We start from the raw sequence: 26,250 nt of genomic DNA, 5'->3' as shown, positions 1-26,250 counted from the left end.
GCAAATCTACCTCAGGTCAAACGATTGACCGAGTGTAGAGGTTTATGTCGGCAGTTTCTCGAGGATCTTCCAGCAGGTAAGGCCAAAGATACCCAAGGTGCCGATCCACATCATCAGTACACCGATATTGCGCTCGCGCATGCTGAAGCCGATGGTCAGCAGCAGCAGGAACAGGAACACCGGCACGAACAGCGACAGGAACGGGGACATGGACAGCAATCCTTTTGCAGTGGGGCCATGTAACAAGCATAGCGCTTGGCAAGCGAGGCGGGATTGACCTTGAGCAGGCCCGGCCTCTTCGCGGGCTTGCCCGCTCCCACAGGTTCAGCGCAGTTCCCGAAGGTTGTGCGGTCCCTGTGGGAGCGGGCGAGCCCGCGAAGAGGCCGGGCCTGCTTACATCAAGGCAGCTCGCGGCTACGGTAGAAGGCAGTCAGCACCTTCACCAGGTGCGCCAGGTCGTGGCTGCCGCACAGTTCGCGAATGGAGTGCATGGCAAAGGTCGGCAAGCCGATATCCACCGTGCGCACGCCCAGGTGGCTGGCTGTAATCGGGCCGATGGTCGAGCCACAGCCCATGTCGCTGCGCACCACAAAGCTTTGTACCGGCACTTCCTCGGCCATGCACAGGTGGCGGAAGAAACCGGCGGTCTCGCTGTTGGTGGCGTAGCGCTGGTTGTTGTTTACCTTGATCACCGGCCCGGCGTTGAGCTTGGGCCCGTGGTTGCCGTCGTGCTTGTCGGCGTAGTTGGGGTGCACGCCGTGGGCGTTGTCGGCCGACACCATCAGCGAGCGCTGCACGGTGCGCACATAGGCGTCGCCATCCGGTAGCAGGCGCTGCAGGGTCTGCTCCAGCATTGGGCCGTCGGCACCGCAGGCCGAGCTGCTGCCGACTTCTTCGTGGTCGTTGCACACCAGCACGCAGGTTTCGTCACTGTCGGCGGCCAGCAGGGCTTGCAGGCCGGCGTAGCACGACAGCAGGTTATCCAGGCGCGCCCCGGCGATGAAGTCGCCGTTCAGGCCGACCAGCGCGGCGTCCTGGGTGTCGTAGAAACTCAGTTCGTAATCCAGCACCACGTCTGCGATCAGCTCGTGCTCGCGGGCCAGTTGCTCGGTGAGCAGGGCGCGGAAGTCGATACGCTCATCACCCGCTACCTGAGCCAGGATGGGCGGCAACTCGTTCTGCGGGTTGATCGCCCAGCCTTCATTGGCAGTGCGGTTCAGGTGGATGGCCAGGTTGGGGATGATCGCGATCGGCAGCTTGAAGTCGATCAGCTGGCTTTCAACTTTGCCGTCACGGCGGTAGGTGACACGGCCGGCCAGGGAAAGGTCACGGTCGAACCATGGCGCCAACAGGGCGCCGCCATACACTTCCACACCCAACTGCAGGAAGCCCTGGCGCTGCAGCTCGGGCTGCGGCTTGACGCGCAGGCACGGGCTGTCGGTGTGGGCACCGACCATACGGATACCGTTGAGCAACGGTGCCTGCTTGCCCAGTTTGATGGCGATGATCGACGAGTCGTTACGGGTGACGTAGTAGCGGCCGCCAGGCACGGTGGCCCAGCTGTCGCGCTCGTCCAGGCGCTGATAGCCTGCAGCTTCCAGGCGTTGGGCCAGGCTGGCGGTGGCGTGGAAGGGCGTGGGGGAGGCCTTGAGGAATTCGATAAGGCCAGTATTCAGTGCATCGCGCATAGCTCACTCCAGACAGCAGTGGCGCGAGTTTAACGCACAATGTCGACAATATGTGTCTGCCTCTTCGCGGGCCTGCCCGCTCCCACCGGTACTGCACACATTTCCAACGCAGGGTCATCCCTGTGGGAGCGGGCGAGCCCGCGAAGAGGCCGGGACAGGCAGCCGAAAATCAGAAGGGCGCGGGGCACTCGAACTTCAACCGCTCACCGGACACCGGGTGGGTAAAGCTCAACATGGAGGCATGCAGGCACAGCCGCTCATGGGCCGCCAGTGCTTCGGGGTTGGCATACAGCCGGTCACCCAGCAGCGGGTGGCCGATCGACAGCATGTGCACGCGCAACTGGTGCGAGCGCCCGGTGATCGGCGTCAGTTCTACCCGGCAGTAGTCACCGCAGCGCTCGACGATGCGCCAGAAGGTCAGTGCATGTTTGCCCTGCTCGTGGTCCACCACATGCCGTGGCTTGGTTGGCGGGTCGTAGCGCAGCGGCAGGTCGATGCTGCCGCTGTCCAGTGCCGGTTGGCCCCAGCACAGTGCGGTGTAGGCCTTCTCGGTTTCGCGGTCGTGGAACTGCCGCGACAGCTCGCGGTGGCTGTCGGCATCGCGGGCCAGCAGGATGATGCCGGAGGTTTCCCAGTCCAGGCGGTGCACGATAAGCGCGTCGGGGTAGCCGTTTTCCTGCAGGCGGGTAATCAGGCAGTCCTTGTTATCCTCGGCGCGGCCGGGCACCGACAGCAGCAGGGTCGGCTTGTTGATCACCAGGATGGCGGCGTCTTCGTGCAGGATCTGGATATTGGACAGCGGCATTGCATGGTCTCTGTTAAATCGGGAGAAAAAAGCGGGGCCGCTCTGCGGCCCATTCGCGGCACAAGGCCGCGCCTACAGGGGAGCGCGATCCCTTGTAGGCGCGGCCTTGTGCCGCGAATGGGCTGCAAAGCAGCCCCGGCTTTCAGCCAGATCAGCGATCCGGCAGGGTGATGTTCAGCTCCAGAATCGAGCAGCTGCCTTGGTTTTCCAGCTCGATGTGCACGTCATCGTTGCCGATGTTCACATACTTGCGGATCACTTCCAGCAGTTCTTTCTGCAGCGCCGGCAGGTAGTCCGGCTCGCTGCGTTGGCCGCGCTCGTGCGCCACGATGATCTGTAGACGCTCTTTCGCTACCGACGCGCTGGTCTGTTTCTGTCTGCCACGAAAGAAGTCAAAAAGGTTCATGGTTTACTTGCCTCCAAACAGTCGCGCGAAGAATCCTTGCTTCGGCACTTCGATGAACCGCAGGGGCTTTTCTTTGCCCAGCAGGCGGTCGACGGTATCGCTGTACGCCTGGCCAGCGTCGCTCTGGTCGTCGAGGATGACCGGGATACCCTGGTTGGAAGCCTTGAGCACGGCCTGAGACTCGGGAATCACGCCCTTGAGCTTGATCGCCAGGATCTCTTCGACGTCGGCGATGCTCAGCATTTCGCCCTTTTCCACGCGCTCGGGGTGGTAACGGGTGATCAGCAGGTGTTCCTTGATGGGCTCTTCGCCTTTTTCGGAGCGACGCGATTTGCTCGACAGGATGCCCAGCATGCGATCGGAGTCACGTACCGAGGACACTTCGGGGTTGGTGACCACAATGGCTTCGTCTGCGAAGTACATGGCCAGGTGTGCGCCTTTCTCGATACCGGCCGGCGAGTCGCAGATGACGTAGTCGAAGGTTTCCTTCAGCTCCATCAGCACCTTTTCCACGCCTTCCTGGGTCAGCGCGTCCTTGTCACGGGTCTGGCTGGCGGCCAGCACGAACAGGTTCTCAAGGCGCTTGTCCTTGATCAACGCCTGCTGGAGGTTGGCCTCGCCGTTGACCACGTTGACGAAGTCGTACACCACGCGGCGCTCGCAGCCCATGATCAGGTCGAGGTTACGCAGGCCCACGTCGAAGTCGACGATGACGGTCTTGTGGCCACGCAGTGCGAGGCCGGTACCAATGGCGGCGCTGGTGGTGGTCTTGCCCACACCCCCCTTGCCGGAAGTAACCACGAGAATCTTGGCCAAGGTGTTTCACCCCTAAAATAAGTCGGGACACGTGTCCCGGCAAAAAGCATAAAAACGGCAACAGTTAAAAAAGTTGCTCTGAAAATGACGGCAAGTATCCGTTAAAGACGGGTGATGTTCAACACATCACCGGACAGGCTGACTTGCACACCGGTGCCCCACAGAGGGTCGCGGCGCAGGTCTTCGCAAACCTTGTACTGGCCTGCGATGGAGACCATTTCGGCGGTCATCTGCTGGCAGAAGATACGCGCTTTGGTGTTGCCTTTGATGCCGGCCAGGGCGCGGCCGCGCATGGCGCCGTACACATGGATGTTGCCATCGGCCAGAAGTTCCGCGCCCGGGCTGACCGAGGCGGTAACGATCAGATCGCCACCTTGCGCGTAGATCTGCTGGCCGCCGCGCACTGGCGCGGTAATGATCCGGGTCGGGCGCACCTCGGGCTCGGGGGGGGGTGGTGGCACGGGGGCCGGCTCGGGTTTTTTGACAACCTCGGGTTCCGGCTCCAGCGGCCGCTCGCGGGCGCCGGACGGTGGCAGCACCGGCAGGTCGATGGCGATGGCGGCTGCAATGTCCTCGATGCGGTTGGCGCGGATGGCCAGGGTACGCAGGCCATGGTGGCGGCAGATACGCATCAAGCCTGGCAGGTCGATTGCCCCTTCGCCGGCCGGCAGCTTGTCCAGCGCCAGCACCAGTGGCGTATTGCTGAAGAAATTCGGTGCCTGGGCAACTTTGGCCGCCAGCTGGCGGTCGAGGCCCTCAAGGTCATTGCGCGCCAGTTCCAGCACTGTGATGGCGAGCATGCTGCCCTTGAGCTGGAACACGGAGGCGGTGTCGGGTGTGTGGTTTGGGCTCATGGTCTGCATAGACGGCTTGTTGCGAAAAAAGTGCCCTGATTTATAACGAGAACACCGGTTGCCCGCAACATACGCTGATCCGTTGTAGAATGCGCAGCCTTTGTCTTTCCGGAAGCTTCAATGGAACGCCCGCGTTTTCGCCCCTATTTCCTTCACCCAAAGTTCTGGGGCCTGTGGCTGGGCCTGGGCCTGCTGTGGCTGGTGGTCCAGTTGCCGTACCGGGTCCTGTTGAAAGCCGGTGCCGCGTTGGGGGCCGTGATGTATTGCTTTGCCGGCGAGCGTCGGCGCATTGCCGCCCGCAACCTAGAGCTGTGCTTCCCGGAGCTGTCGGTCGACGAACGGCGCCGTTTGCTCAAGGCCAACTTCGCTTCTACCGGTATCGCCTTCTTCGAAATGGCCATGAGCTGGTGGTGGCCCAAGGCCAGGCTGGCGCGCCTGGCCCATATCGAGGGGCTGGAGCACCTGCAGGCCGCCCAGCAGGCGGGGCAAGGCGCCATCCTCATGGCCGTGCACTTTACCACCCTGGAAATCGGCGCCGCGCTGCTGGGCCAGCAGCACACCATCGACGGCATGTACCGCGAGCACGGCAATGCGCTGTTCGACTTCATCCAGCGCAGCGGCCGCGAGCGGCATAACCTCGATTCGCTGGCGGTGGAGCGCGAGGACGTGCGCGGCATGCTCAAGCTGCTGCGTTCGGGCCGGGCGATCTGGTACGCACCGGACCAGGACTACGGGGCCAAGCAGAGCATTTTCGTGCCGCTGTTCGGCATCCCGGCGGCGACAGTCACCGCCACCACCAAGTTCGCCCGATTGGGCAAGGCACAGGTGATTCCGTTCACCCAGAAGCGCCTGGAGGATGGCAGCGGCTATCGTCTGGTCATCCACCCGCCGTTGGCGGACTTCCCCGGCGAAAGCGAAGAGGCCGACTGCCTGCGCATCAACCAGTGGGTCGAGCGTGTGTTGCGCGAGTGCCCCGAGCAGTACCTGTGGGCGCACCGCCGGTTCAAGTCGCGGCCCGAGGGTGCGCCGCGGCTGTATGACAAGAAAAAGCGCTGAAATTTGTGCTGTGAGTGCCGGCCCCTCGCGGGGCAAGCCCGCTCCCACGGGTTTTCTACACGGCCTGAGGGAGCAGGGATACCTGTGGAAGCGGGCTTGCCCCGCGAAGAGGCTGGTACTGACAAAGTGAATCCAGGAAGGAAGCCATGGCCCCACCCCCGGTAACCGGTCTTATCCTTTCTGGCGGCGGCGCCCGTGCCGCCTATCAGGTCGGCGTATTGGCCGGCATCGCCGAGCTGCTGCCCGCCGGCGCACATAATCCGTTCCCGGTCATCGTCGGCACCTCTGCCGGTGCCATCAATGCCGTCACCCTGGCCAGCGGCGCCACCCACTTCAACGACGCCGTGCAGCGGCTAACCGCCTTCTGGCAGAACTTTCGCAGCCATCTGGTCATCCGCAGCGACTGGCCCGGGGTAGTCCGTCAGGCCAGCCGTTTTGTCGGCCACAGCCTGCTGGGGCTGGGCGGCCAGGCGCCAGTAGCGCTGCTGGACAGCAGCCCCTTGCGCAGCCTGCTGGAGGCACACCTGAACCTGGATGGCATCGGCCATTCGCTGGCCGCCGAGCAGTTGCACGCGGTGGCCGTCACCGCCTTTGGCTACGAGTCTGGCCAGGCGGTCACCTTCTACCAAGGGCGCGGCACCATCGAAGCCTGGCTGCGCCACCGCCGCATCGGTGTGCCCACGCCATTGACCATCGACCACCTGCTGGCCAGCGCGGCCATTCCACTGCTGTTTGCCCCGGTGCAGCTGGGCGACGAATTCTACGGTGATGGCGCGGTGCGCCAGTCAGCGCCGATCAGCCCAGCCCTGCACCTGGGCGCCAGCCGGGTGCTGGTGGTCGGGGTCAGCGGCAACCCGCAGCGGCCAGCGCCGCCCTTGCCCACTCAGCGCGTGTTCAGCGGGCAGCAGCCCAGCCTGGCGCAGATTGGTGGGCACTTGCTTAACAGCACGTTCATCGACAGCCTGGAAGACGATATCGAGCTGCTGCAGCGGCTGAACCACCTGAGCCGGCTGCTGCCGGCGCATCTGGATGCCCGGCGCCTGGGGCTGGCCCCAGTCGAGGTGCTGGTGGTAGCCCCCAGCCAGCCGTTGGATGAGATCGCCGCCCGGCACCGGCGTGAGCTCCCGGCGGCGTTGCGCCTGTTCCTGCGTGGGCCAGGGGCGACCCGCACCAGCGGGGCGGGGGTGTTGAGCTATCTGCTGTTCGAGGCCAGCTATTGCAGTGAGCTGATCGAACTGGGGCGCAAGGATGCCCTGGCCAAGAAGCGGGAGCTGTGTCAGTTCCTCGGAATTTAATGTTGCCTGTACCGGCGATCGGGCCGAAGCAGGTTTACTCCGCTATCTGCAACTTGCGCGCCTGGGTGTACACATACCGCACTTTTTCGTATTCGAAAGGCGAGTTCAGCTGGCCATAGCGGAAGTTGGTGGTGTAGCGCTTGTCCACCACGCGCAGCGCGAAGATTTCCGGGTGGTCGGTGCTGGCTTCGGCCACGTTCAGGTAATTGATCGCCTGCTCGCCGGCATAGTCCACCACCAGCCCGGTGGTATCGCGCAGGTTCGATGGCCCCAGCAGCGGCAGCATCAGGTACGGCCCCTCCGGTACGCCATAGAAGCCCAAGGTCTGGCCAAAGTCCTCGCTCTGGCGCGGCAGGCCCATGCTGGTCGCCGGGTCCCATAGCCCACCCACGCCGATGAGGGTGTTGAACATCAGCCGTGCCGTGATCTCGGCCGAGCGCTTGGGCTTGAGCTGCAACACGCTATTGAGCAGGTTTGGCACGTCGCCGAGGTTGTTGAAGAAGTTGCTCACCCCCGTGCGCACGAAGCGTGGCGTGACGTATTGGTACCCATTCACCAGTGGCAGCAGCACCCACTGGTCCAGCCGGTAGTTGAAGTGATACACGCGCCGGTTGATCGACTCCAGCGGGTCGTACACGTTCAGTGCTTCCAGGGTTGAACGCTCGAACTCGCGCTGGTCCAGCCCCGGGTTGAATTTCAGCTCGCGCAGCGGGTCGATGAAACCATCGGCTTCGGGCACCAGTGGAGCGGTACCGATCACCTGCGGGTCGGCCTCGACCACGCTGGCCCGGGGCGCGGTCTCGGCGGCCAGGGTGTGGCCAGCGGCAAGCAAGGCAGTGGCGAAGAGGAGTTTGTTAACCACGGAAGAACTCCAGCATGGCGTCACTGTTGACGCGATAGTTGAGGTTGCCGCAATGGCCGCCATGGGGGTAGAGGGTCAGCCGGTCACCGAACACCTTGCGCAGGAAACCGATGTCGCCCGGGCCGAGAATGACATCGTCAGCGTTGTGCATCACGGCGATCTTGTCACTGTCACGCAGGTAGTCTTGCAGGGCATACAGGCTGGTCTGGTTGACCAGTTGCAAGATGCTGTTGCCATCGGTGCGGGCGCGCCACATGGGGATTACCTGTTCGGTCATGTAGCAGTCAAAGTCGCATTGCAGGGCACGCTTGAAGAACGGCGTGAGGCTGCTGCCTTCGGTGATCGGGAACTTCGGCGGAATGATCAGGCCGCGGCGGTTGATCAGGTCGGAAGTGAAGGCAATGTCCGCTGCAGAGAACCGGAACGAAGTGCCGATCAGCATGGCCATCTGTTCGTTGGACAGGTGCTGTTTCGACTGCTGGAAGTCATAAAGCAGGGCGTCGTTCAGGTCGATGTAGCCTTTGTCCTGGAAGTAGCGCGTCAGTTTGGTCAGCATCAGCTCATAGAAGGTGGTACTGCGATCGATGCCTTTGACCTGGGTCTGCACCAGTTTGTCCAGGTTGTTGATCGAGGTGTACAGGTTGACCGGCGGGTTCAGCAGCAGCACGCGCTTGAAGTTGAAACTGCGGCGGGTTTCGTCCAGGTGGCTGACGAACGCGGCGTCGAGCGCACCCAGGCTGTAGCCGGTGAGGTAGAAATCGCTGACCGGCAGGCGTGGATGCTGGGCGCGCACGGCCTGCATTACCCGGTACATGTCCTCGGCGTCTTCCCGGCTGACGCCGGGGGTGGCAAAGCGTGACGCGGCGCTCATGAAGTCGTAGCTGGTGGGCGACGACAGTTGCACCACGTGGAAGCCGGCCTGGTAGAACAGCTTTTTCAGGTATTCGTTGATGCTGCTGGTGTACGGTGCGCCGGTGCCGGCAATAATGAAGATAAGCGGCGCTTCGCGGTCTTGGCGGGCCAGGCGGTATTTGAGCTTTTTCACGGCCCAGAAATTGTCGGGCAACGTGAATTCACGCTCGGGGCGCAGGTTGAGGCTGTAGTCCGACTGGGTGATGTCCTCGTCGCTGGGCAGGGTAGGCCGCTGATCCGGCGGCGTGGTGGCGATGGTCGCCTCGAACGGGTTGGTCAAGGGGTAGCCGTAGCTGGCAGCGTCGATATCCCGCGCTGAAGCGGCCACCGCCATGAGCAGGCTACCCAGCAGGGCAGCGAGGCGCAAAGATCGATGCATGTAATCCCCCAAAAGAACGCAAGGTCGAGCAGTGTGCAGGCTAGGACCACAGCCAACCGGGCAAAGTTGCCAGTTGCGGTGGCCTTTGGTGTGCTTGTTATTTGCAACATAGCTGCAGGGTTGTGATTTTGCCTTACAACCGGGCATAAGCGATCATGGATGCTTTCGATTACCGCTATTGGAGAACAGGATGTCTCGTTCAGTGCCGGCTGCGCTGCTCTTGCTGTTTCTGGGGCTGTGGCTCGCTGCCAGTTATGGCGTGCGTTATGGGCTGATGGAGGATGGCCAGTGGGTAGGGCTGTGCACATTGCCTGCGGCGTACTGGCAGTGCGAGGTGCGCTCGCTGCTGGGGCTAGGCATTCACCACCAGGTGCTGGCCTGGGGCGGGCTGGGCCTGGCGCTGCTGTCGCAGTTCGTGCCTGCGCGGGCCGGCTGGTGGCTGGCGGTGTTGGCATTGGTATTCGCGGTGCCGGCGGTGGTGCTGTATACCGCCAGCATTGCCGTGTTTGCGCTGGTGTTGGCGGGGTTGCGCCTGGTCAGGAGACCGCAGCAAGGCTGACAGGGGCGCGAAGCGGCCCCCGGGCATCAAGCCTGGCGCACCCGCAAGCTGCGCCACAATGCGGCTGTCATCAGCACACTCACTACCGCCCAACCCCAGGCCTGCTGGTTTTCCAGCCCTTCCACGAACAACTGCGGCGCCACCCCGGCCCCGACAATGAACGCGAGCAACGCCACCTCCGCTCGCCGCGCGGGCACCGGCCACAGCACATACACCAGCGCCGGCAACGCCAGCGCGGCGCTGGGGAAGCTGCGGTAGCGCGGGTCGAACACCATTGCCAGCATGCTCACCGCCGCGGCAAAGCCCGCCGCCAGCAACAGCCAGCCGGCCTGCGCCTGCAGCCAGGCGAACAAGCGCATGCGCCAACCGGCACGCTGCGCCAACGCCAGCAGCGCATGGGCCAGCACCAGTAGGTTCAGCCCGGCCAGTGCAACGGCCCACAGCCACTCCCCGGCAAAGCGTGCATGGGTGCGCATCAGCTCGCCCCACAGCCCCAGGCAACCCGCGCCAAACGCCGCCAGCAATGGCAGCAACAAGGCAGCCTGCGGGCTGGCGGGGCGCCCGGCAAGCAACAACATGCCCGCCATCAACAGTGCACTGGCCAGCAACCACTGCGGCCAGTCCTGCAGGTTGCTGACCGGCCCCTCCAGTATGCCCTTGTCCTGCCGGTCGGCATCGTAAAGCCCCCAGTAACCGCCTACCGCCCCTTCATTGGCACGCTTCCATGGCTGGTCGAACGCTTCGATCAGGTTGTAGTGCCAGCCGTTGCTTTCGGCCAAGGTTACAAAACCGCGGATGAAGCGCGCCTCGTTGACGCGGCTGGGTACGGCGGTCTCGCGCTGGCGGCCTTCGCTGGGCCAGCCGGTTTCGCCAATCAGGATGTCCTTGGGCGCAAAGCGCGTGCCGAATACCCGCCGCACATCGGCGACGTGGGCCAGTGCATCGTCAATGCCGCGCGGGTCGTCTTCCCAGTAGGGCAGCAGGTGTATGGTCAAAAAATCCACCGCTGGCGCCACCTGCGGGTGCTGCAGCCAGAACTCCCACACATCCGCGTAGGTCACGGGCACCTTGACCTGGCTTTTCACCCGGGCGATCAGCTTGGCCAGGTGCGCGCCGGTAACTTCTTTGCGCAGCAATGTCTCGTTGCCCACGATTACCGCGCTGACCACATCGGGGTTGGCGTTGGCGGTGGCGATCAGCAAGTCGATTTCCCGGTCGGTGTCGGCCGGGTGAGCGTTCACCCAGGCGCCCAGCATCACTTTCAGCCCATGCTTGCGGGCCAGCGCCGGGATGGCCTCAAGGCCGGTCATGGAATAGGTGCGGATGCACTGGAAACGCTCAGCCAGCAAGGCAAGGTCAGCGTCCATCCGTGCCGGGCGCAGGCGAAACGGCTGGTCATACGGCGACTGGTCCTTGTCGAACGGCGTGTACGACGCGCATTGCAACTTGTGCGTCGGGCTGGCCGCATCGGGCAGGTGCACCGGCTTGCCAAGCCCGTACCAGAGCCCGGCGAGCCCGGCCAGGGCCAGCAGGCAGGCAAGCAGGTAAAGCGGCAGCAACAGGCGGGCAGAACTGGGCATCGGGCGGTCCATCGTCAGGCGCAAAAGGGTAGATAGTAGCCCGGCGCCAAAGCTTTGGCATGCAAGGATCGCGCAGGCGGGTGTAGGCCAATGACGCTAATGGCACAGTGCTGTCGCATATGGGGCGGGTGCAGGTCGCTGCTGGATCAGGTCGACCTGTATTGCAGGCAGATGATGCAATCTCCAAGACCTGACGAGGGGATGCTTTGATGGCGACTTTGAAAAAAATGCGACGGTTCCTGGGTGTGGGCACCGCCCTGGTAATGGCCATGGGCGCTGCACAGGCAATGGCTAAAGAAGTAAGCATTGGTTACGTGGATGGTTGGGCCGACAGCGTGGCGACCACCAACGTGGCCGCCGAAGTGATCAAGCAAAAACTCGGCTACGACGTGAAGTTGCAGGCTGTGGCCACAGGGATCATGTGGCAGGGTGTGGCAACCGGCAAGCTCGATGCCATGTTGTCCGCCTGGTTGCCGGTGACGCATGGTGAGTACTGGGCCAAGAACAAGGACAACGTGGTCGACTATGGCGCCAACTTCAAGGACGCCAAGATCGGCCTGATCGTCCCCGAGTACGTCAAGGCGGCGAGCATCGCCGACCTCAAGACCGATAGTAGCTTCAAGCAGAAAATTGTTGGCATCGACGCGGGCTCCGGCGTGATGCTCAAGACCGACCAGGCGATCAAGGACTACGACCTGACGGGTTACAAGCTGCAGGCCAGCTCGGGCGCGGCGATGACTGCGGAACTGGGCCGTGCCTATGCCAAGCAGCAGTCGATTGCAGTGACCGGCTGGGTCCCGCACTGGATGTTCGCCAAGTGGAAACTCAAGTTCCTCGAAGACCCGAAAGGCGTGTATGGCGCGGCAGAAACCGTGAACAGCATCGGCAGCAAGGAACTGGCTACCAAGGCACCAGAAGTGGCGGAGTTCCTGAAGAAGTTCAGTTGGAAGTCCAAGGACGAGATTGGCGAGGTGATGCTGGCGATTCAGGAAGGGGCCAAGCCTGAAGCGGCGGCCAAGGATTGGGTGGCCAAGCACCCTGATCGCGTGAAGGAGTGGACGGGTAAGTAGCGTTTGCCGTTGCTTTTTTAGCGCCAGTTAGATCGAGCGCCGCCCGCGCGGCGCTCGTTTTATGCCCGACCGCTAAACCGAAGCCGGTCCCATTCCAGCCCTGCCCCCATATTTTCTTTGTTACGCAACCGGTAAAACACCGTTGCATCTAAGACTAAGGTCGTCTGGTTGCCGTCCAACAGCCGCATAAAGTAAGGGCGTGGGTTTCACCCCTACCTGTGCTGCTAGGACAAAAACAATGAACGACAGCATTTACCTCTCGATACAAAACAGCCCCCGTTTCAAGGAGCTGGTCACCAAACGCGAACGGTTCGCCTGGGTTCTCTCGGCGATCATGCTCGGCCTGTACTGCGGTTTCATCCTCCTGATCGCCTACGGTCCTCATCTGCTGGGCGCCAAGCTCAGCCCTGAGTCGTCGATCACCTGGGGCATTCCCCTGGGCGTCGGCCTGATCGTTTCGGCATTTGTCCTGACCGCCATCTACGTACGCCGCGCCAACGGCGAATTCGATGAGCTGAACAAGGCCATCCTCAAGGAGGCGCAACAATGATTCGTCACGCCAAAGCCCTGGCCGTACTGGCCTGCGGAGCCTTTGCACCCGCCGTGTGGGCAGCCGATGCCCTGACCGGCGAGGTGCAGAAACAGCCGCTGAACGTTGCCGCGATTGCCATGTTCGTGGCCTTCGTCGCCTTCACCCTCGGTATTACCTACTGGGCCTCCAAACGCAACAAGTCGGCGGCGGACTACTATGCTGCCGGTGGCAAGATCACCGGCTTCCAGAACGGCCTGGCGATTGCCGGCGACTACATGTCGGCTGCCTCCTTCCTGGGTATTTCAGCCCTGGTGTTCACCTCTGGCTACGATGGCCTGATCTACTCGATCGGCTTTTTGGTCGGCTGGCCCATCATTCTCTTCCTGATTGCCGAGCGCCTGCGTAACCTCGGCAAGTACACCTTTGCCGACGTGGCCTCGTACCGCCTTGGGCAGAAGGAAATCCGTACCCTGTCGGCCTCCGGTTCGCTGGTGGTGGTGGCGTTCTACCTGATCGCGCAGATGGTCGGTGCCGGCAAGCTGATCGAACTGTTGTTCGGCCTGGACTACCACGTGGCGGTGATCCTGGTGGGGATCCTGATGTGCCTGTATGTGCTGTTCGGCGGCATGCTGGCCACCACCTGGGTACAAATCATCAAGGCCGTGCTGCTGCTGTCCGGTGCCAGCTTCATGGCGCTGATGGTGATGAAGCACGTAGGCTTCGACTTCAACACCCTCTTCTCGGAAGCGATCAAGGTGCACAGCAAGGGTGAGGCGATCATGAGCCCGGGTGGCCTGGTCAAGGACCCGATCTCGGCCTTCTCGCTGGGCCTGGCGCTGATGTTCGGTACCGCCGGCCTGCCGCACATCCTGATGCGCTTCTTTACCGTCAGTGATGCCAAGGAAGCCCGCAAGAGCGTGCTTTACGCTACCGGCTTCATCGGTTACTTCTACATTCTCACCTTCATCATCGGCTTTGGCGCGATCCTGCTGGTCAGCACCAACCCGGACTTCAAGGACGCCGCCGGCGCCCTGTTGGGCGGCAACAACATGGCCGCGGTTCACCTGGCCGATGCCGTGGGTGGCAGCATCTTCCTCGGCTTCATTTCGGCAGTGGCCTTTGCCACCATCCTGGCAGTGGTTGCCGGCCTGACCCTGGCCGGTGCCTCGGCGGTGTCCCACGACCTGTACGCCAGCGTATGGCGCAAGGGCAAGGCCAACGACAAGGACGAAATCCGCGTGTCGAAGATCACCACCATCGCCCTGGGCGTGCTGGCGATCGGCCTGGGCATCCTGTTCGAGAAACAGAACATCGCCTTCATGGTTGGCCTGGCGTTCTCCATTGCCGCCAGCTGCAACTTCCCGGTACTGCTGCTTTCGATGTACTGGAAGAAGCTGACCACCCGCGGCGCCATGATCGGCGGCTGGCTGGGCCTGGTGAGTGCGGTGACGCTGATGATCCTCGGCCCGACCATCTGGGTGCAGATCCTCGGCCACGAAAAACCGATCTACCCGTACGAGTACCCGGCGCTGTTCTCGATGGCTATTGCCTTCGTCAGCATCTGGTTCTTCTCGGTCACCGACAAGTCCAAGGCGGCTGACGACGAGCGTGCGCTGTTCTACCCGCAGTTCGTGCGTTCGCAGACTGGCCTGGGTGCCAGCGGGGCGGTTTCCCACTGATGCTGTAGCAGCCCCCCTGAAATGCAGAACGCCCCGCTTGCCGGGGCGTTCTGCATTTCAGGGGGGCTGCTGATAACAAAGGCCCAGTAGCTCCCCCGGCTCAGGCGGACAGGCTCATATCATGCCCAATAACAACAGCACCAGCAGAATCACCAGCACGGCGCCAACGATGCCAGACGGGCCATAGCCCCAGCTGCGCGAGTGCGGGAAGACCGGTAAGCCACCAATCAGCAACAGGATCAGGATGATGATGAGAATCGTGGTCATGACGGAGTCCTTGCGTAGTTGAGGGTAAAGGGCCTCGGATTGCTGGCCTCTTGTAAAGTCGGACTGTTGCCGCTTGGCAAAGATTCCATTTGAGTATTGCCGGTATGGGATTCTTCGCCGCGCCGGGCCGGTACTGACCACACAGTCATGCCCGCCCATTCACTAGCCTGATGAACCCTGCCTGCCCACTCGGCCTTGTTTAGACTCGTTGCACCCTCACCAGAACAAGGCCAGCCACCATGCAAAACCGCATCATGATCACTGGCGCCGGGTCCGGCCTCGGTCGCGAGATCGCCCTGCGCTGGGCGCGTGAGGGCTGGCGCGTGGCGCTGGCCGATGTCAACGAAGCCGGCCTGCGTGAAACCCTGGAGCTGGTCCGCGCTGCCGGCGGCGACGGCTTCTTCCAGCGCTGCGACGTCCGCGATTACAGCCAGCTGACGGCCATGGCCCAGGCCTGCACCGAGCAGCTCGGCGGCATCGATGTGATCGTCAACAACGCAGGTGTCGCTTCCGGCGGCTTCTTCGCTGAACTGTCGCTGGAAGACTGGGACTGGCAGATTGCGGTCAACCTGATGGGGGTGGTCAAAGGCTGCAAGGCCTTCCTGCCTCTGCTGGAGCGCAGCAAGGGGCGCATCATCAATATCGCCTCGATGGCCGCGTTGATGCAGGGCCCGGGCATGAGCAACTACAACGTGGCCAAGGCCGGTGTACTGGCTTTGTCAGAGAGCCTGCTGGTGGAGTTGCGCCAACTGGAGGTGGCGGTGCACGTGGTGTGCCCGTCGTTCTTTCAGACCAACCTGCTGGACTCGTTCCGCGGGCCCAACCCGGCAATGAAAGCGCAAGTGGGCAAGCTGCTGGAAGGCTCGCCGATCAGTGCGTCGGACATAGCTGACTACATGCATCAGCAGGTGGCCGCTGGCGAGTTCCTGATCCTGCCCCACGAAGCCGGGCGCGAAGCTTGGGCGTTGAAGCGGCAGGCGCCTGAGCGGCTGTATGAAGAAATGGCGGAAATGGCGGTAAAAATGCGCGCCAGAGGGCATTCGAAGTGAATGGTCTGTAGGGGAAATTACCCGCGAATGTAGGGTGCTTCTGATTTGCTGTGGAGCTATTGAGTAGGTGAATGCCCGCGATGCACGCTCCGTTTTTCCCTTTCGCTGGAGGAGCGGAACATGCTGGTAATAGGACGCGAAGTGGGGGAGGTCATCGTGATTGGCGATGACATCCGGATCATGGTGGTAGAAACGCGTGACGGGGTGGTGCGCTTCGGGATCGACGCCCCGAAGGCGGTGTCAGTGCATCGTGCCGAGGTCTACAGGCGCATCAAGGAGGCAGGTCAGCGTAAGGCCCGCAGGGCTTGAGGTTGCCAGTGCTGACCTCATCGCGGGCTTGGCGTGCTAATCGAGCAGCTCGCGGGGCACATCATGCTTGGCCAGCAATTGGCACTGCTGGCTTTCCGGGTCGAACAGGATGAACGCCTGGCCTTTGGCCAACGCCTGGCGTACCCGAAGCACACGGGTTTCCAGCGGGGTGTCGTCGCCATTGTCGGTGCCATCGCGGGTGACGAAGTCCTCAATCAGGCGGGTCAAGGTTTCGGCTTGCAGTTGCTCGTAGGGGATCAGCATGGTGGGCAGGTTCTGAAGTAAGTGTGGGCAATGCTACGCGAAACGTTCGGGCATTTGGGGCTGCAAAGCAGCCCCCAGGCCATCAGCCTTTATTGCCAACCAGGCTGTCCACCGCCGGCACCCGCGTGTCGCTCTCCATCTGCGCATCGTGCTCCAGCTGGTGGCTGAACCTTTCAAGCGAGGCATTGGCCGGCTGCGAGTCGCTGGCAAACACGGGCGGGCTCAACAGGTACGCCGACAGCAGCCGGCTCAACGCCGCAAGGCTGTCGATGTGCGTGCGTTCGTAGCCATGGGTGGCATCGCAACCAAACGCCACCAGCGCGGTACGAATGTCATGCCCCGCCGTTACCGCCGAATGGGCATCGCTGAAGTAATAGCGGAACAGGTCGCGCCGTACCGGCAGGTCGTGGTCGCCGGCCAGTTTCAGCAAATGCCGGGACAGGTGGTAGTCATAGGGCCCCGAAGAGTCTTGCATGGCCACGCTGACCGCATGCTCGCTGGAGGCCTGCCCAGGTGCCACCGGGGCGATGTCGATACCAACGAATTCGCTGACATCCCAGGGCAGGGCACCCGCGGCACCCGAGCCGGTCTCTTCGGTAATGGTGAACAGCGGGTGGCAATCGATCAACGGTTGTTGGCCGCTTTCCACCACCGCCTTCAGCGCCGCCAGCAACGCTGCTACGCCGGCCTTGTCATCCAGGTGGCGGGCGCTTATGTGGCCGCTTTCGGTGAACTCGGGCAGCGGGTCGAAGGCGACGAAGTCACCAATGCTCACGCCCAGCGCCTCGCAGTCGGCCCGGGTGGCGCAGTAGGCGTCCAGGCGCAGCTCCACGTGGTCCCAGCTGACCGGCATCTGGTCGATGGCGGTGTTGAAGGCATGCCCGCTGGCCATCAACGGCAGCACGCTGCCGCGCACGACCCCCGTGTCGGTGAACACGCTGACCCGGCTGCCTTCGGCGAAGCGGCTGGACCAGCAGCCGACCGGCGCCAGGGCCAGGCGCCCGTTGTCCTGCAGTTGGCGCACGCTGGCGCCGATGGTATCCAGATGGGCCGATACGGCCCGGTCGGGGGATGACTGCCGCCCCTTGAGGGTGGCGCGTATGGTGCCGCGACGGGTCAACTCGAAGGGTATACCCAGTTCGTCCAGGCGTTCGGCCACGTAGCGCACGATGGTGTCGGTGAAACCGGTGGGGCTGGGGATGGCGAGCATCTCCAGCAGCACTCGTTTGAGGTAGTCGAGATCGGGCTCGGGGTAGTGCTCAGACATATGTACTCCTTCATCGGCCTCTTCGCGGGGCAAGCCCGCTCCCACAGGTCAGTGCTGACTTGAGAGCCACCGTGGACCTGTGGGAGCGGGCTTGCCCCGCGAAAAGGCCGTCATTGATTCACGCCAAGGCCCGGCTATGCGGAAACAGCAGGTCGATAAAGCGCTCGGCGGTTGGCTGCGGTTCATGGTTGGCCAACCCGGCACGTTCGTTGGCCTCGATGATCACGTATTCAGGCTGCCCGGCATCACGCACCATGAAGTCCAGCCCAACCACCGGAATCTCCAGCGCCCGTGCAGCGCGCACGGCAGCGTCGGCCAGCACCGGGTGCAGGCGTTCGGTCACATCTTCCAGGGTGCCGCCGGTGTGCAGGTTGGCGGTGCGCCGTACCGCCAGGCGCTGCCCGGCTGGCAATACATCGTCATAGGCAAAGCCCGCTGCACGCACTGTGCGCTCGGTTTCGCCGTCCAGCGGAATGCGGCTTTCGCCACCGGTGGCGGCCTGGCGGCGACGGCTCTGGGCTTCGATCAGCTGGCGGATGCTGTGCTTGCCGTCACCCAGCACCTGGGCAGGGTGGCGAACGGCCGCGGCCACCACCTCGTAGCCGATTACCACGATGCGCAGGTCGAACCCGGCATGGAAGCTCTCCAGCAGTACGCGGCTGTCGAACTGGCGGGCGTGCTCAACGGCGCGGGTGATCTCGTCAATGCAGGTCAGGTTCACCGCCACGCCTTGGCCTTGCTCGCCATCGACCGGTTTGACCACCACCGCGCCATGCTCGTCGAGAAACGCCAGGTTGTCGTCTGCATTGCCGGCCAGCTGCTGCGCTGGCACCTGTAGCCCGGCGTTGTGCAGGGCATGCTGGGTCAGGCGTTTGTCCTGGCACAGGGTCATGGTCACGGCACTGGTCAGGTCGCTGAGCGATTCACGGCAGCGAATGCGGCGCCCGCCAAGGCTCAGGGTGAACAGACCGCCAGCGGCGTCATCCACCTGCACGTCGATGCCCCGGCGCAGGGCCTCATCGACGATGATGCGGGCGTAGGGGTTCAGCTCGGCCTCAGGGCCCGGGCCCAGGAACAGCTGCTGGTTGATGCCGTTCTTGCGTTTGACCGCAAAGGTGGGCAGGTTGCGAAAACCCAGCTTCTGGTACAGGCGCTTGGCGTGGCGGTTGTCGTGCAAGACCGACAGGTCGAGGTAGGCCAGGCCACGGCTCATGAAGTGCTCGATCAGGTGGCGCACCAGCACCTCGCCTACGCCGGGGCGGGTGCAGTGCGGGTCTACAGCCAGGCACCACAGGCTGCTGCCGTGTTCCGGGTCGTCGAACGCCTTGGCATGGTTCAGGCCCATGACGCTGCCAATCACTGCGCCACTGTCTTCGTCCTCGGCCAGCCAGTACACCGGGCCGCCCAGGTGCCTGGGGGTAAGCAGGTCTGGGTCTACCGGCAGCATGCTGCGTGCCTGATACAGGGTGTTGATGGCCTGCCAGTCGGCCGGGTTTTGCGCCCGGCGCACGCGAAAGCCGCGGAACACCCGCTGCGCCGGCCGGTAGTCGGTAAACCACAGGCGCAGGGTGTCGGACGGGTCAAGGAACAGCTGCTGAGGGGCCTGGGCCAGCAACTGCTGCGGCGCGGCCACGTACAGGGCGATGTCGCGCTCGCCAGGGCGTTCGTCCAGCAGCTCTTCGGCCAGGCTGACCGGGTCGGGGTAGGTATGGCCGATCAGCAATCGACCCCAGCCACAGTGCACCGCGCGAGGCTGGTCATGGGGCTGGCTGCCATCGCCGGCCAGGCGCGCCTGCAGGCGCTCGTAGGACGGCGCCTGGCCGCGCAACAGACGCTGGCCGTAAGCGATTTCATGGGCTTTCATGGGTTAGATTCCTTGTTCGCTCAACCACAGGTTCAGCGCTGCCAGCTGCCACAGCTTGGAGCCGCGCAGTGGGGTGAGCTGGCCGTGTGGGTTGCTCAGCAGGCGGTCGAGCATGGCCGGGTTGAACAGCCCACGGTCCTGGCTGGGGTCGGTCAGCAGCTCACGCACCCAGCCCAGGGTGGCGCCTTCCAGGTGCTTCAGGCCCGGTACCGGGAAGTAGCCCTTCTTGCGGTCAATCACCTCATGGGGAATTACCCGTCGTGCTGCCTGCTTGAGCACCTGCTTGCCGCCATCGGGCAGCTTGAAGCGCGCCGGGATACGTGCCGACAGTTCCACCAGGCGGTAGTCGAGGAACGGTGTGCGCGCCTCCAGGCCCCAGGCCATGGTCATGTTGTCCACACGCTTGACCGGGTCGTCCACCAGCATCACCGTGCTGTCCAGCCGCAGGGCCTTGTCCACTGCGTCGCGGGCACCGGGGCGGGCGAAGTGCTCGCGCACAAAGTCGCCGGCGGCGTCGGTGTCCAGCAGCCAGGGCGCCTGCACGGTGTCGCGGTACTCGGCATGGCTGCGGTCGAAGAACGCGTCGCGGTAAGCCGCAAAGGCGTCATCGGCGCCGTCCACCTGCGGGTACCAGTGATAACCGGCAAACAGCTCGTCGGCGCCCTGGCCGCTTTGCACACCCTTGCAGTGCTTGGCCACTTCCCGCGACAGCAGGTAGAAGGCGATGCAGTCGTGGCTGACCATCGGCTCGCTCATGGCGCGGAATGCAGCCGGCAACTGGTCGATGATCTCGTGTTCGGCAATGCGCAACTGGTGGTGGCGGGTACCGTAGTGTTTGGCGATCAGGTCGGAATACTGGAACTCATCGCCACGTTCGCCACCGGCATCTTCGAACCCGATGGAGAATGTCGACAGGTCGTCCACGCCGACTTCGCGCAGCAGCCCGACCAGCAGGCTGGAGTCGACACCGCCGGACAGCAGCACGCCGACGTCCACTGCAGCACGTTGGCGAATGGCCACGGCGTCGCGGGTGGCGTCGAGCACGCGGGTGGTCCAGCCTTCCAGATCAAGCTCACGCTCATCCGGGTTGGCACCGTATTTCAGCTGCCACCAGGTCTGGCGTTCCACTTCGCCATGGCGGTCGACGCGCATCCAGGTGCCGGGTTCAAGCTTCTGCACGTTGGCCAGCAGCGTGCGCGGCGCGGGTACCACGGCGTGGAAGTTCAGGTAATGGTTGAGCGCCACCGGGTCGAGCATCGGGTCGATATCGCCACCCTTTAGCAGCGCTGGCAAGGTCGAGGCAAAACGCAGGCGCTCGCCGTTGCGCGACAGGTACAGGGGCTTGACGCCCAGACGGTCGCGGGCCAGGAACAGGCGCTGGTTGTCGCGCTCCCAGATGGCCAGGGCGAACATGCCGTTGAGCTTGGGCAGCAAGGCTGCGCCCCAGGCGTGATAGCCCTTGAGCAGTACTTCTGTGTCGCCGTCGGACCAGAAGCTGTAGCCCAGGTCCTGCAGCTCCTGGCGCAGTTCGGGGAAGTTGTAGATGGCACCGTTGAAGGCCAGTGACAGGCCCAAGGTGTTGTCGACCATCGGTTGCGCCGAGCCGTCGGACAAGTCCATGATTTTCAGGCGTCGGTGGCCGAGGGCGATCGGGCCTTGGCTATGGAAGCCCCACGCATCCGGGCCGCGAGGCGCCAGGTGATGGGTGATGCGCTCTACCGCAGCCAGGTCGGCTGGGCGAGGGGCTTGGTCGAGGGGGGTGAAACGCAACTCTCCTGCTAATCCGCACATAAGTCCTTACCGGTTTTTCCGTTGGGGAGGGGGCGCCCAGGATTAGGGCACCTTAAGGAACTGACCGGCGTGCTTTTTGAGAGTTTTAGAACGATTTGTTATATGGGGCCGCTGTGCGGCCCAATCGCCGGCGGCCCCCGGCCGATTACTTCCCCCGAATCAGCTTACGCAAGGCAAACCGGTTCGGATGACACGCCTCTGCCACTGCCCGGGGCAACGGCAGCGGCTCCCCACATACCCAAGCCGCCACCAGCTCGCCACTCAGTGGCGCCGTGATCAACCCGCGCGACCCATGCCCGCTGTTCACATACAACCCATCCAGCCAAGGGCAGGCCACATCCGGCACCTGCCGCGCATCCCGGCTCAGCACCGCATAGGTTTCGGCAAATGCCTGTCCATCCGCTACCGGCCCCACGATCGGCAGGTAGTCCGGGCTGGTACAACGGAACGCCGCGCGCCCCTGCAACTGCTCAGGGGCCCACCCGGCTGTGCCCAGGCGCTGCGCCAGGTCGAGGGAAATCTCGTTCAGCAACGCCAGGTTGCCCTGGTGCTCGGCCACCGTCGGCGCCAAGTCTTCGCTGTGGAAGTCAAAGCTCGCGCCCAGGGTATGTTCATCCTCGCGTGGCGGCGCCACGTAGCCCTCCGCGCACACCACGGTGCGCAGTGCCCGGCTGCTGGCGGTGGCCGGCAAGCGGGTGATCTGCCCCCGGATGCGCTTGAGCGGCAGCTGCGCGCAAGGCTCGAAGCGCTTTACCTCGGCGGCACTGGCCAGAATCACCACGGGCGCGCTGGCGATCAGGCGGTCACCCGCCGAAGCCTGCCACTGCTGGTCGACCTTGCGCAGCTCGAGCACTTCCTGATGGGTGACCAGTCGAATCCCTGGGTGCTGCAGTTGCTCCTGGCACAACGCAGGTGGGTGCACCCAGCCGCCTTCGGGGTAGAACAACCCCCCGGCCGGTAACGCCACCCCGGCGACGGCTTCGGCCTCCGTGCGCGGCAGTGCGTGCAGCAGGTTGTGGTCGAAGGCGGCGGCCAGCTTGCCCTGGCGCTCAGCTTCCTTGCTGTCGAAGGCCAGTTGCAGCACCCCGCAAGCATCCCAGTCGCGGCCACGCTGCAGGCGTTCAAGCTGGCGCCGGGTGTAGCCGAAACCGGACAGGATCACCTGCGACAGCGCAGTGCCATGGGCAGACAGCTTGAGGTACAGCACCCCTTGCGGGTTGCCTGAAGCTTCCTGTGCCGGGGCATCGTGGCGCTCCACCACGGTCACCTGCCAGCCGCGTCGGGCCAGGCTGGCGGCCGTTGTGCTGCCGGCGAGCCCGGCACCGATCACCAGCGCCTCGCGCGGTCCCTGTGTAACGGCGGGACGTGCGTACCAAGGCGCGCCTGGGCTGGACTGTGGGCCGACGTAGGCGCCGCTCATCACTTCCCACTTCTTGCCGATGCCCGGCACCTTCTTCATGGCGAAACCGGCGTCGACCAGGCTGCGGCGGACCCAGCCGGTGGTGGTGAAGGTGCCCAGCACAGTGCCCGGGTGCGACAATCGCGCCAGTTGCGCGAACAGTTCCGGGGTCCACATGTCGGGGTTTTTGGCAGGGGCGAAGCCATCGAGGAACCACACATCGACCTGCGCATCGAGTTGCGGCAGTTGCTCAAGTACGTCGCCGATCAGCAAGGTCAGGGCGACCCGGCCATCGGCGAAGGTGAACTGCTGAAAGCCCGGGTGCACTGCCACATATTGCGCCAGCAATGGCTCTGTGTAGGCGGCAAGCTCCGGCCAAAGGCGCACTGCCCGGGCCATGTCTTCGTGCCCGAGAGGGTATTTCTCGACACTGACGAAGTGCAGGCGGGCGTCGCGGTGCGCGTGCTGGTCAAACAGCTGCCAGGCGCAGAAAAAATTCATGCCGGTGCCAAAACCGGTTTCGCCGATCACCTTGCAGGCATGCGGCGCCAGGTTGGCAAAGCGCTCGGCCAGGCGGGTCTGGCCCAGGAACACATGCTTGGTTTCTTCGATGCCTTCGTTGACCGCGAAATAGACGTCGTCATATTGCCGCGAGTGGGGGCGGCCCTGGTCGTCCCAGTCGATTTGTGCGTGCTGGAGGAGGGTGGACATGGTTGGCTCGGTTGCAGCGGATGGCGGGATTTTATGCCATACCCGCTACCTGTGGGAGCGCGTTCACTCGCGAAGAGGTCAGTACAGGCAGAAATGAAATCCGCTAGTCTTGCTTATCCATTAAAGGAGCCAGTGCATGTTCGAATCCGCCGAAATCGGCCACAGTATCGACAAGGAGGCTTACGACGCCGAGGTACCCGCTTTGCGCGAGGCCCTGCTCGAAGCCCAGTACGAACTCAAGCAGCAGGCGCGCTTCCCGGTGATCGTGCTGATCAACGGCATCGAAGGCGCCGGCAAGGGTGAGACGGTAAAACTGCTCAACGAGTGGATGGACCCGCGCATGATCGACGTGCTCACCTTCGACCAGCAGACCGACGAAGAGCTGGCCCGCCCGCCCGCCTGGCGCTACTGGCGGGCTTTGCCACCCAAGGGGCGGATGGGCGTGTTCTTTGGCAACTGGTACAGCCAGATGCTGCAGGGGCGGGTGCACGGGGTGTTCAAGGATGCCGTGCTTGATCAGGCCATCATGGGCGCCGAGCGCCTGGAGCAGATGCTGTGCGATGAAGGTGCACTGATCATCAAGTTCTGGTTCCACCTGTCCAAGAAGCAGATGAAGGCCCGGTTGAAGTCGCTCAAGGACGACCCGCTGCACAGCTGGAAGATCAGCCCGCTGGACTGGCAGCAGTCGCAAACCTACGACCGCTTCGTGCGCTTTGGCGAGCGCGTACTGCGCCGCACCAGCCGCGACTATGCGCCGTGGCATATCGTTGAAGGCGTAGACCCGAACTACCGCAGCCTGGCGGTGGGGCGTATCTTGCTGGACAGCCTGCAAGCCGCGCTGGCCAACAACCCCAAGGGCAAGCACCAGGGCAACGTGGCACCGCTGGGCCGCAGTATCGACCAGCGCAGCCTGCTCGGCGCCCTGGACATGACGTTGCGCCTGGACAAGGCTGACTATCAGGAGCAGTTGGTCACCGAACAGGCCCGCCTGGCCGGCCTGCTGCGCGACAAGCGCATGCGCCGGCACGCCCTGGTGGCGGTGTTCGAAGGCAACGATGCTGCCGGCAAGGGCAGTGCCATCCGCCGCGTGGCGGCGGCGCTGGACCCGCGCCAGTATCGCATCGTGCCGATTGCCGCGCCCACCGAGGAAGAGCGCGCGCAGCCCTACCTGTGGCGGTTCTGGCGGCATATTCCGGCACGCGGCAAGTTCACCATCTTCGATCGCTCCTGGTATGGCCGGGTGCTGGTGGAACGGGTCGAAGGCTTTTGCAGCCCGGCGGACTGGATGCGCGCTTACAGTGAGATCAACGACTTTGAAGAACAGTTGGTGAATGCCGGCGTGGTGGTGGTGAAGTTCTGGCTGGCGATCGACCAGCAGACCCAGCTGGAGCGCTTTCAGGAGCGTGAGCAAATCCCGTTCAAGCGCTACAAGATCACCGAGGACGATTGGCGCAACCGCGACAAGTGGGACGACTACACCCAGGCGGTGGGCGATATGGTCGACCGGACCAGCAGCGAAATTGCGCCCTGGACGCTGGTGGAGGCCAACGACAAGCGCTGGGCGCGAGTGAAGGTGCTGCGCACTATCAATGAGGCGCTGGAGGCAGCGTTTGCCAAGCACAAGAAATAGGCCGGGTGCTGGTCTTGGGATTTTTTTGCGCCCGTGACATCGAGCGCCGCGCGGGCGGCGCTTGATGTCACGGGCGCAAAAGCTCGCAAGCCCCAGCCATGCCCCAAAAGAATGACCTGATGAATTCTTTTCTCGGCACCCACCCCCGTCACTGCCCTCCAAGCCCGTAGAATTCAATCACCCCCACCACGGGCTTGACCGAGGACACTATGCACACCACTTCCGGCCGCTGGAGCTATGGCCTGTTCCTGGCACTTCTGACCGCGCTGCTCTGGGGCATCTTGCCGATCAAGCTCAAGCAGGTACTGCAGGTGGTCGACCCGATCACCGTCACCTGGTACCGCCTGCTGGTTTCAGGTGGCCTGCTGTTTGCCTGGCTGGCAGCCCAACAGCGCTTGCCCTCGTTCACGCGCCTGGCCCCCAGGGGCAAAGGCCTGGTAGTGGTGGCTGTGCTTGGCCTGATGGGCAACTACGTGCTGTACCTGATCGGCCTCAACCTGCTCAGCCCCGGTACCGCGCAACTGGTGGTGCAGGTCGGCCCGGTGCTGTTGCTGGTGGCCAGCGTGTTTGTGTTCCGTGAGCGCTTCAGCCTGGGGCAGGGGGTGGGCCTGCTGATTCTGCTGGCGGGTTTTGGGCTGTTCTTCAACCAGCGCCTCGAAGAGCTGCTGACCTCACTGGGTACCTACACCACCGGCGTGCTGACCATTCTGCTGGCCACCAGCATCTGGGTGTTCTATGCCCTCAGCCAAAAGCAACTGTTGACCGTGTGGCATTCACAGCAGGTGATGATGGTGATTTACCTCAGTTGCGCTGCGCTGCTCACGCCTTGGGTACACCCACTGGAGGCGTTGCAGCTGACCCCGGTGCAGGGCTGGCTGTTGCTGGCCTGTTGCCTGAATACGCTGGTGGCCTACGGCGCGTTCGCCGAGGCGCTGGCGCACTGGGAGGCGTCGCGGGTCAGTGCCACCCTGGCGCTGACCCCGCTGGTGACGTTCGTTGCGGTGGCGGTGGCGGCAGGGGTGTGGCCGGAGTACGTGCAGGCCGAAGACATCAATGCCCTGGGCTATGTAGGGGCGGTGACCGTGGTGTGCGGCTCGGCGCTGGTGGCGCTGGGGCCATCGCTGGTGGCCAGTTGGCGTGCCCGCAAGGCGCGATTGGCCCAGTTTCACTGAGCGTTTTGTGGGAGCGGGCTTGCCCCGCGAACAC

Annotated in this window: 25 protein-coding genes; 10 read left to right on the top strand and 15 right to left on the bottom strand. The window is 63.6% G+C overall.

The window, feature by feature from the left end; translation table 11 throughout:
• Positions 1–42: 42 nt before the first annotated feature.
• The 6 genes from J3A71_RS22680 to minC form a co-directional block, all read right to left on the bottom strand.
• Positions 43–210 carry a hypothetical protein gene (locus J3A71_RS22680; protein WP_012271002.1) on the bottom strand — a complete coding sequence of 56 codons (168 nt, stop codon included), beginning with the start codon at positions 208–210 and terminating at the stop codon, positions 43–45.
• Positions 211–398: 188 nt separating this feature from the next.
• Positions 399–1,688, bottom strand: coding sequence for a M18 family aminopeptidase (locus tag J3A71_RS22675; RefSeq protein ID WP_016485322.1), 1,290 nt, complete (start codon positions 1,686–1,688; stop codon positions 399–401).
• A 169-nt stretch (positions 1,689–1,857) separates the two neighbouring features.
• On the bottom strand, positions 1,858–2,493 hold the full coding sequence (locus tag J3A71_RS22670; protein WP_011532730.1) for an RluA family pseudouridine synthase: 636 nt from the start codon (positions 2,491–2,493) through the stop codon (positions 1,858–1,860).
• 151 nt (positions 2,494–2,644) lie between these two features.
• Positions 2,645–2,899: a cell division topological specificity factor MinE gene (gene minE, locus J3A71_RS22665; RefSeq protein WP_003252572.1), complete on the bottom strand. Its 255-nt coding sequence runs from the start codon at positions 2,897–2,899 to the stop codon at positions 2,645–2,647.
• A 3-nt stretch (positions 2,900–2,902) separates the two neighbouring features.
• A complete protein-coding gene (gene minD / locus J3A71_RS22660) occupies positions 2,903–3,715 on the bottom strand; it encodes a septum site-determining protein MinD (RefSeq protein ID WP_016485323.1) in 813 nt (270 codons plus the stop codon).
• Positions 3,716–3,816: 101 nt separating this feature from the next.
• Entirely contained in the window at positions 3,817–4,578 is a 762-nt protein-coding gene (gene minC / locus J3A71_RS22655; RefSeq protein WP_016485324.1) for a septum site-determining protein MinC, read from the bottom strand.
• 111 nt (positions 4,579–4,689) lie between these two features.
• Between minC and J3A71_RS22650 the strand changes: the two genes are divergently transcribed.
• Both J3A71_RS22650 and J3A71_RS22645 read left to right on the top strand, forming a co-directional pair.
• Entirely contained in the window at positions 4,690–5,625 is a 936-nt protein-coding gene (locus tag J3A71_RS22650) for a lipid A biosynthesis lauroyl acyltransferase (RefSeq protein ID WP_016485325.1), read from the top strand.
• 146 nt (positions 5,626–5,771) lie between these two features.
• Complete coding sequence (locus J3A71_RS22645; RefSeq protein ID WP_016485326.1) at positions 5,772–6,920, top strand: patatin-like phospholipase family protein; 1,149 nt, start codon at positions 5,772–5,774, stop codon at positions 6,918–6,920.
• A gap of 34 nt (positions 6,921–6,954) precedes the next feature.
• On the opposite strand, the gene J3A71_RS22640 is transcribed toward J3A71_RS22645, so the two are convergent.
• Both J3A71_RS22640 and J3A71_RS22635 read right to left on the bottom strand, forming a co-directional pair.
• The gene (locus tag J3A71_RS22640; RefSeq protein WP_016485327.1) at positions 6,955–7,782 is read right to left on the bottom strand and encodes a VacJ family lipoprotein; all 828 of its coding nucleotides are present in this window, start codon (positions 7,780–7,782) and stop codon (positions 6,955–6,957) included.
• Positions 7,775–9,073, bottom strand: coding sequence for a serine/threonine protein kinase (locus J3A71_RS22635; RefSeq protein ID WP_209953302.1), 1,299 nt, complete (start codon positions 9,071–9,073; stop codon positions 7,775–7,777). The genes J3A71_RS22640 and J3A71_RS22635 overlap by 8 nt, the downstream gene beginning before the upstream one ends.
• Positions 9,074–9,263: 190 nt before the next feature.
• Between J3A71_RS22635 and J3A71_RS22630 the strand changes: the two genes are divergently transcribed.
• The gene (locus tag J3A71_RS22630; protein ID WP_209953300.1) at positions 9,264–9,632 is read left to right on the top strand and encodes a hypothetical protein; all 369 of its coding nucleotides are present in this window, start codon (positions 9,264–9,266) and stop codon (positions 9,630–9,632) included.
• Between the two features lie 26 nt (positions 9,633–9,658).
• On the opposite strand, the gene J3A71_RS22625 is transcribed toward J3A71_RS22630, so the two are convergent.
• The gene (locus J3A71_RS22625) at positions 9,659–11,224 is read right to left on the bottom strand and encodes a beta (1-6) glucans synthase (protein WP_096425723.1); all 1,566 of its coding nucleotides are present in this window, start codon (positions 11,222–11,224) and stop codon (positions 9,659–9,661) included.
• Positions 11,225–11,421: 197 nt separating this feature from the next.
• Here J3A71_RS22625 and J3A71_RS22620 point away from each other — a divergent pair, with 197 nt between their 5' ends.
• From J3A71_RS22620 to J3A71_RS22610, 3 genes are all read left to right on the top strand, one after another.
• Positions 11,422–12,282 carry a glycine betaine ABC transporter substrate-binding protein gene (locus tag J3A71_RS22620; protein ID WP_016485331.1) on the top strand — a complete coding sequence of 287 codons (861 nt, stop codon included), beginning with the start codon at positions 11,422–11,424 and terminating at the stop codon, positions 12,280–12,282.
• 238 nt (positions 12,283–12,520) lie between these two features.
• Complete coding sequence (locus tag J3A71_RS22615) at positions 12,521–12,832, top strand: DUF485 domain-containing protein (RefSeq protein ID WP_016485332.1); 312 nt, start codon at positions 12,521–12,523, stop codon at positions 12,830–12,832.
• A complete protein-coding gene (locus J3A71_RS22610) occupies positions 12,829–14,493 on the top strand; it encodes a cation acetate symporter (RefSeq protein WP_016485333.1) in 1,665 nt (554 codons plus the stop codon). The genes J3A71_RS22615 and J3A71_RS22610 overlap by 4 nt, the downstream gene beginning before the upstream one ends.
• 114 nt (positions 14,494–14,607) lie before the next feature.
• Here J3A71_RS22610 and J3A71_RS22605 read toward each other — a convergent pair whose 3' ends face one another.
• Complete coding sequence (locus tag J3A71_RS22605; protein ID WP_016485334.1) at positions 14,608–14,760, bottom strand: DUF3309 family protein; 153 nt, start codon at positions 14,758–14,760, stop codon at positions 14,608–14,610.
• A gap of 239 nt (positions 14,761–14,999) precedes the next feature.
• Here J3A71_RS22605 and J3A71_RS22600 point away from each other — a divergent pair, with 239 nt between their 5' ends.
• Together J3A71_RS22600 and csrA are read left to right on the top strand one after the other, a co-directional pair.
• Positions 15,000–15,809 (top strand): SDR family oxidoreductase, encoded by an 810-nt coding sequence (locus tag J3A71_RS22600; protein WP_060518708.1) that lies wholly within the window; start codon positions 15,000–15,002, stop codon positions 15,807–15,809.
• A gap of 120 nt (positions 15,810–15,929) precedes the next feature.
• Positions 15,930–16,118: a carbon storage regulator CsrA gene (csrA, locus tag J3A71_RS22595; RefSeq protein ID WP_016485336.1), complete on the top strand. Its 189-nt coding sequence runs from the start codon at positions 15,930–15,932 to the stop codon at positions 16,116–16,118.
• A gap of 36 nt (positions 16,119–16,154) precedes the next feature.
• Here csrA and J3A71_RS22590 read toward each other — a convergent pair whose 3' ends face one another.
• The 5 genes from J3A71_RS22590 to mnmC all read right to left on the bottom strand — a co-directional run bounded on the left by J3A71_RS22590 (position 16,155) and on the right by mnmC (position 23,414).
• Entirely contained in the window at positions 16,155–16,382 is a 228-nt protein-coding gene (locus J3A71_RS22590; RefSeq protein WP_009682864.1) for a YheU family protein, read from the bottom strand.
• A gap of 82 nt (positions 16,383–16,464) precedes the next feature.
• Positions 16,465–17,649, bottom strand: a complete 1,185-nt coding sequence (locus tag J3A71_RS22585; protein ID WP_016485337.1) for an osmoprotectant NAGGN system M42 family peptidase — start codon at positions 17,647–17,649, stop codon at positions 16,465–16,467.
• A gap of 118 nt (positions 17,650–17,767) precedes the next feature.
• The gene (ngg, locus tag J3A71_RS22580) at positions 17,768–19,513 is read right to left on the bottom strand and encodes an N-acetylglutaminylglutamine synthetase (protein ID WP_016485338.1); all 1,746 of its coding nucleotides are present in this window, start codon (positions 19,511–19,513) and stop codon (positions 17,768–17,770) included.
• A gap of 3 nt (positions 19,514–19,516) precedes the next feature.
• Positions 19,517–21,304 (bottom strand): N-acetylglutaminylglutamine amidotransferase, encoded by a 1,788-nt coding sequence (locus J3A71_RS22575; RefSeq protein WP_016485339.1) that lies wholly within the window; start codon positions 21,302–21,304, stop codon positions 19,517–19,519.
• A gap of 145 nt (positions 21,305–21,449) precedes the next feature.
• On the bottom strand, positions 21,450–23,414 hold the full coding sequence (gene mnmC, locus J3A71_RS22570; protein WP_209953297.1) for a bifunctional tRNA (5-methylaminomethyl-2-thiouridine)(34)-methyltransferase MnmD/FAD-dependent 5-carboxymethylaminomethyl-2-thiouridine(34) oxidoreductase MnmC: 1,965 nt from the start codon (positions 23,412–23,414) through the stop codon (positions 21,450–21,452).
• 136 nt (positions 23,415–23,550) lie between these two features.
• Here mnmC and pap point away from each other — a divergent pair, with 136 nt between their 5' ends.
• Both pap and J3A71_RS22560 read left to right on the top strand, forming a co-directional pair.
• Positions 23,551–25,044, top strand: a complete 1,494-nt coding sequence (gene pap / locus J3A71_RS22565; protein WP_016485341.1) for a polyphosphate:AMP phosphotransferase — start codon at positions 23,551–23,553, stop codon at positions 25,042–25,044.
• A 209-nt stretch (positions 25,045–25,253) separates the two neighbouring features.
• Positions 25,254–26,216 (top strand): DMT family transporter, encoded by a 963-nt coding sequence (locus J3A71_RS22560; RefSeq protein ID WP_016485342.1) that lies wholly within the window; start codon positions 25,254–25,256, stop codon positions 26,214–26,216.
• The last annotated feature ends 34 nt before the right edge of the window (positions 26,217–26,250 follow it).

The sequence above is a fragment of the Pseudomonas sp. PvP089 genome (assembly GCF_017875165.1).
In the GTDB taxonomy this organism is placed as follows: Bacteria; Pseudomonadota; Gammaproteobacteria; order Pseudomonadales; family Pseudomonadaceae; genus Aquipseudomonas; species Aquipseudomonas fortuita.
The sequence above is the reverse complement of the archived record's forward strand: the minus strand, read 5'-3'. Positions and strand labels throughout refer to the sequence as shown.

Coding starts and splice junctions, on each gene's coding strand:
- J3A71_RS22680 (WP_012271002.1), bottom strand. CDS start 210: ATGTCCCCGTTCCTGTCGCTGTTCGTGCCGGTGTTCCTGTTCCTGCTG.
- J3A71_RS22675 (WP_016485322.1), bottom strand. CDS start 1,688: ATGCGCGATGCACTGAATACTGGCCTTATCGAATTCCTCAAGGCCTCC.
- J3A71_RS22670 (WP_011532730.1), bottom strand. CDS start 2,493: ATGCCGCTGTCCAATATCCAGATCCTGCACGAAGACGCCGCCATCCTG.
- minE (WP_003252572.1), bottom strand. CDS start 2,899: ATGAACCTTTTTGACTTCTTTCGTGGCAGACAGAAACAGACCAGCGCG.
- minC (WP_016485324.1), bottom strand. CDS start 4,578: ATGCAGACCATGAGCCCAAACCACACACCCGACACCGCCTCCGTGTTC.
- J3A71_RS22650 (WP_016485325.1), top strand. CDS start 4,690: ATGGAACGCCCGCGTTTTCGCCCCTATTTCCTTCACCCAAAGTTCTGG.
- J3A71_RS22645 (WP_016485326.1), top strand. CDS start 5,772: ATGGCCCCACCCCCGGTAACCGGTCTTATCCTTTCTGGCGGCGGCGCC.
- J3A71_RS22635 (WP_209953302.1), bottom strand. CDS start 9,073: ATGCATCGATCTTTGCGCCTCGCTGCCCTGCTGGGTAGCCTGCTCATG.
- J3A71_RS22630 (WP_209953300.1), top strand. CDS start 9,264: ATGTCTCGTTCAGTGCCGGCTGCGCTGCTCTTGCTGTTTCTGGGGCTG.
- J3A71_RS22625 (WP_096425723.1), bottom strand. CDS start 11,224: ATGGACCGCCCGATGCCCAGTTCTGCCCGCCTGTTGCTGCCGCTTTAC.
- J3A71_RS22620 (WP_016485331.1), top strand. CDS start 11,422: ATGGCGACTTTGAAAAAAATGCGACGGTTCCTGGGTGTGGGCACCGCC.
- J3A71_RS22615 (WP_016485332.1), top strand. CDS start 12,521: ATGAACGACAGCATTTACCTCTCGATACAAAACAGCCCCCGTTTCAAG.
- J3A71_RS22610 (WP_016485333.1), top strand. CDS start 12,829: ATGATTCGTCACGCCAAAGCCCTGGCCGTACTGGCCTGCGGAGCCTTT.
- J3A71_RS22605 (WP_016485334.1), bottom strand. CDS start 14,760: ATGACCACGATTCTCATCATCATCCTGATCCTGTTGCTGATTGGTGGC.
- J3A71_RS22600 (WP_060518708.1), top strand. CDS start 15,000: ATGCAAAACCGCATCATGATCACTGGCGCCGGGTCCGGCCTCGGTCGC.
- csrA (WP_016485336.1), top strand. CDS start 15,930: ATGCTGGTAATAGGACGCGAAGTGGGGGAGGTCATCGTGATTGGCGAT.
- J3A71_RS22590 (WP_009682864.1), bottom strand. CDS start 16,382: ATGCTGATCCCCTACGAGCAACTGCAAGCCGAAACCTTGACCCGCCTG.
- J3A71_RS22585 (WP_016485337.1), bottom strand. CDS start 17,649: ATGTCTGAGCACTACCCCGAGCCCGATCTCGACTACCTCAAACGAGTG.
- ngg (WP_016485338.1), bottom strand. CDS start 19,513: ATGAAAGCCCATGAAATCGCTTACGGCCAGCGTCTGTTGCGCGGCCAG.
- J3A71_RS22575 (WP_016485339.1), bottom strand. CDS start 21,304: ATGTGCGGATTAGCAGGAGAGTTGCGTTTCACCCCCCTCGACCAAGCC.
- mnmC (WP_209953297.1), bottom strand. CDS start 23,414: ATGTCCACCCTCCTCCAGCACGCACAAATCGACTGGGACGACCAGGGC.
- pap (WP_016485341.1), top strand. CDS start 23,551: ATGTTCGAATCCGCCGAAATCGGCCACAGTATCGACAAGGAGGCTTAC.
- J3A71_RS22560 (WP_016485342.1), top strand. CDS start 25,254: ATGCACACCACTTCCGGCCGCTGGAGCTATGGCCTGTTCCTGGCACTT.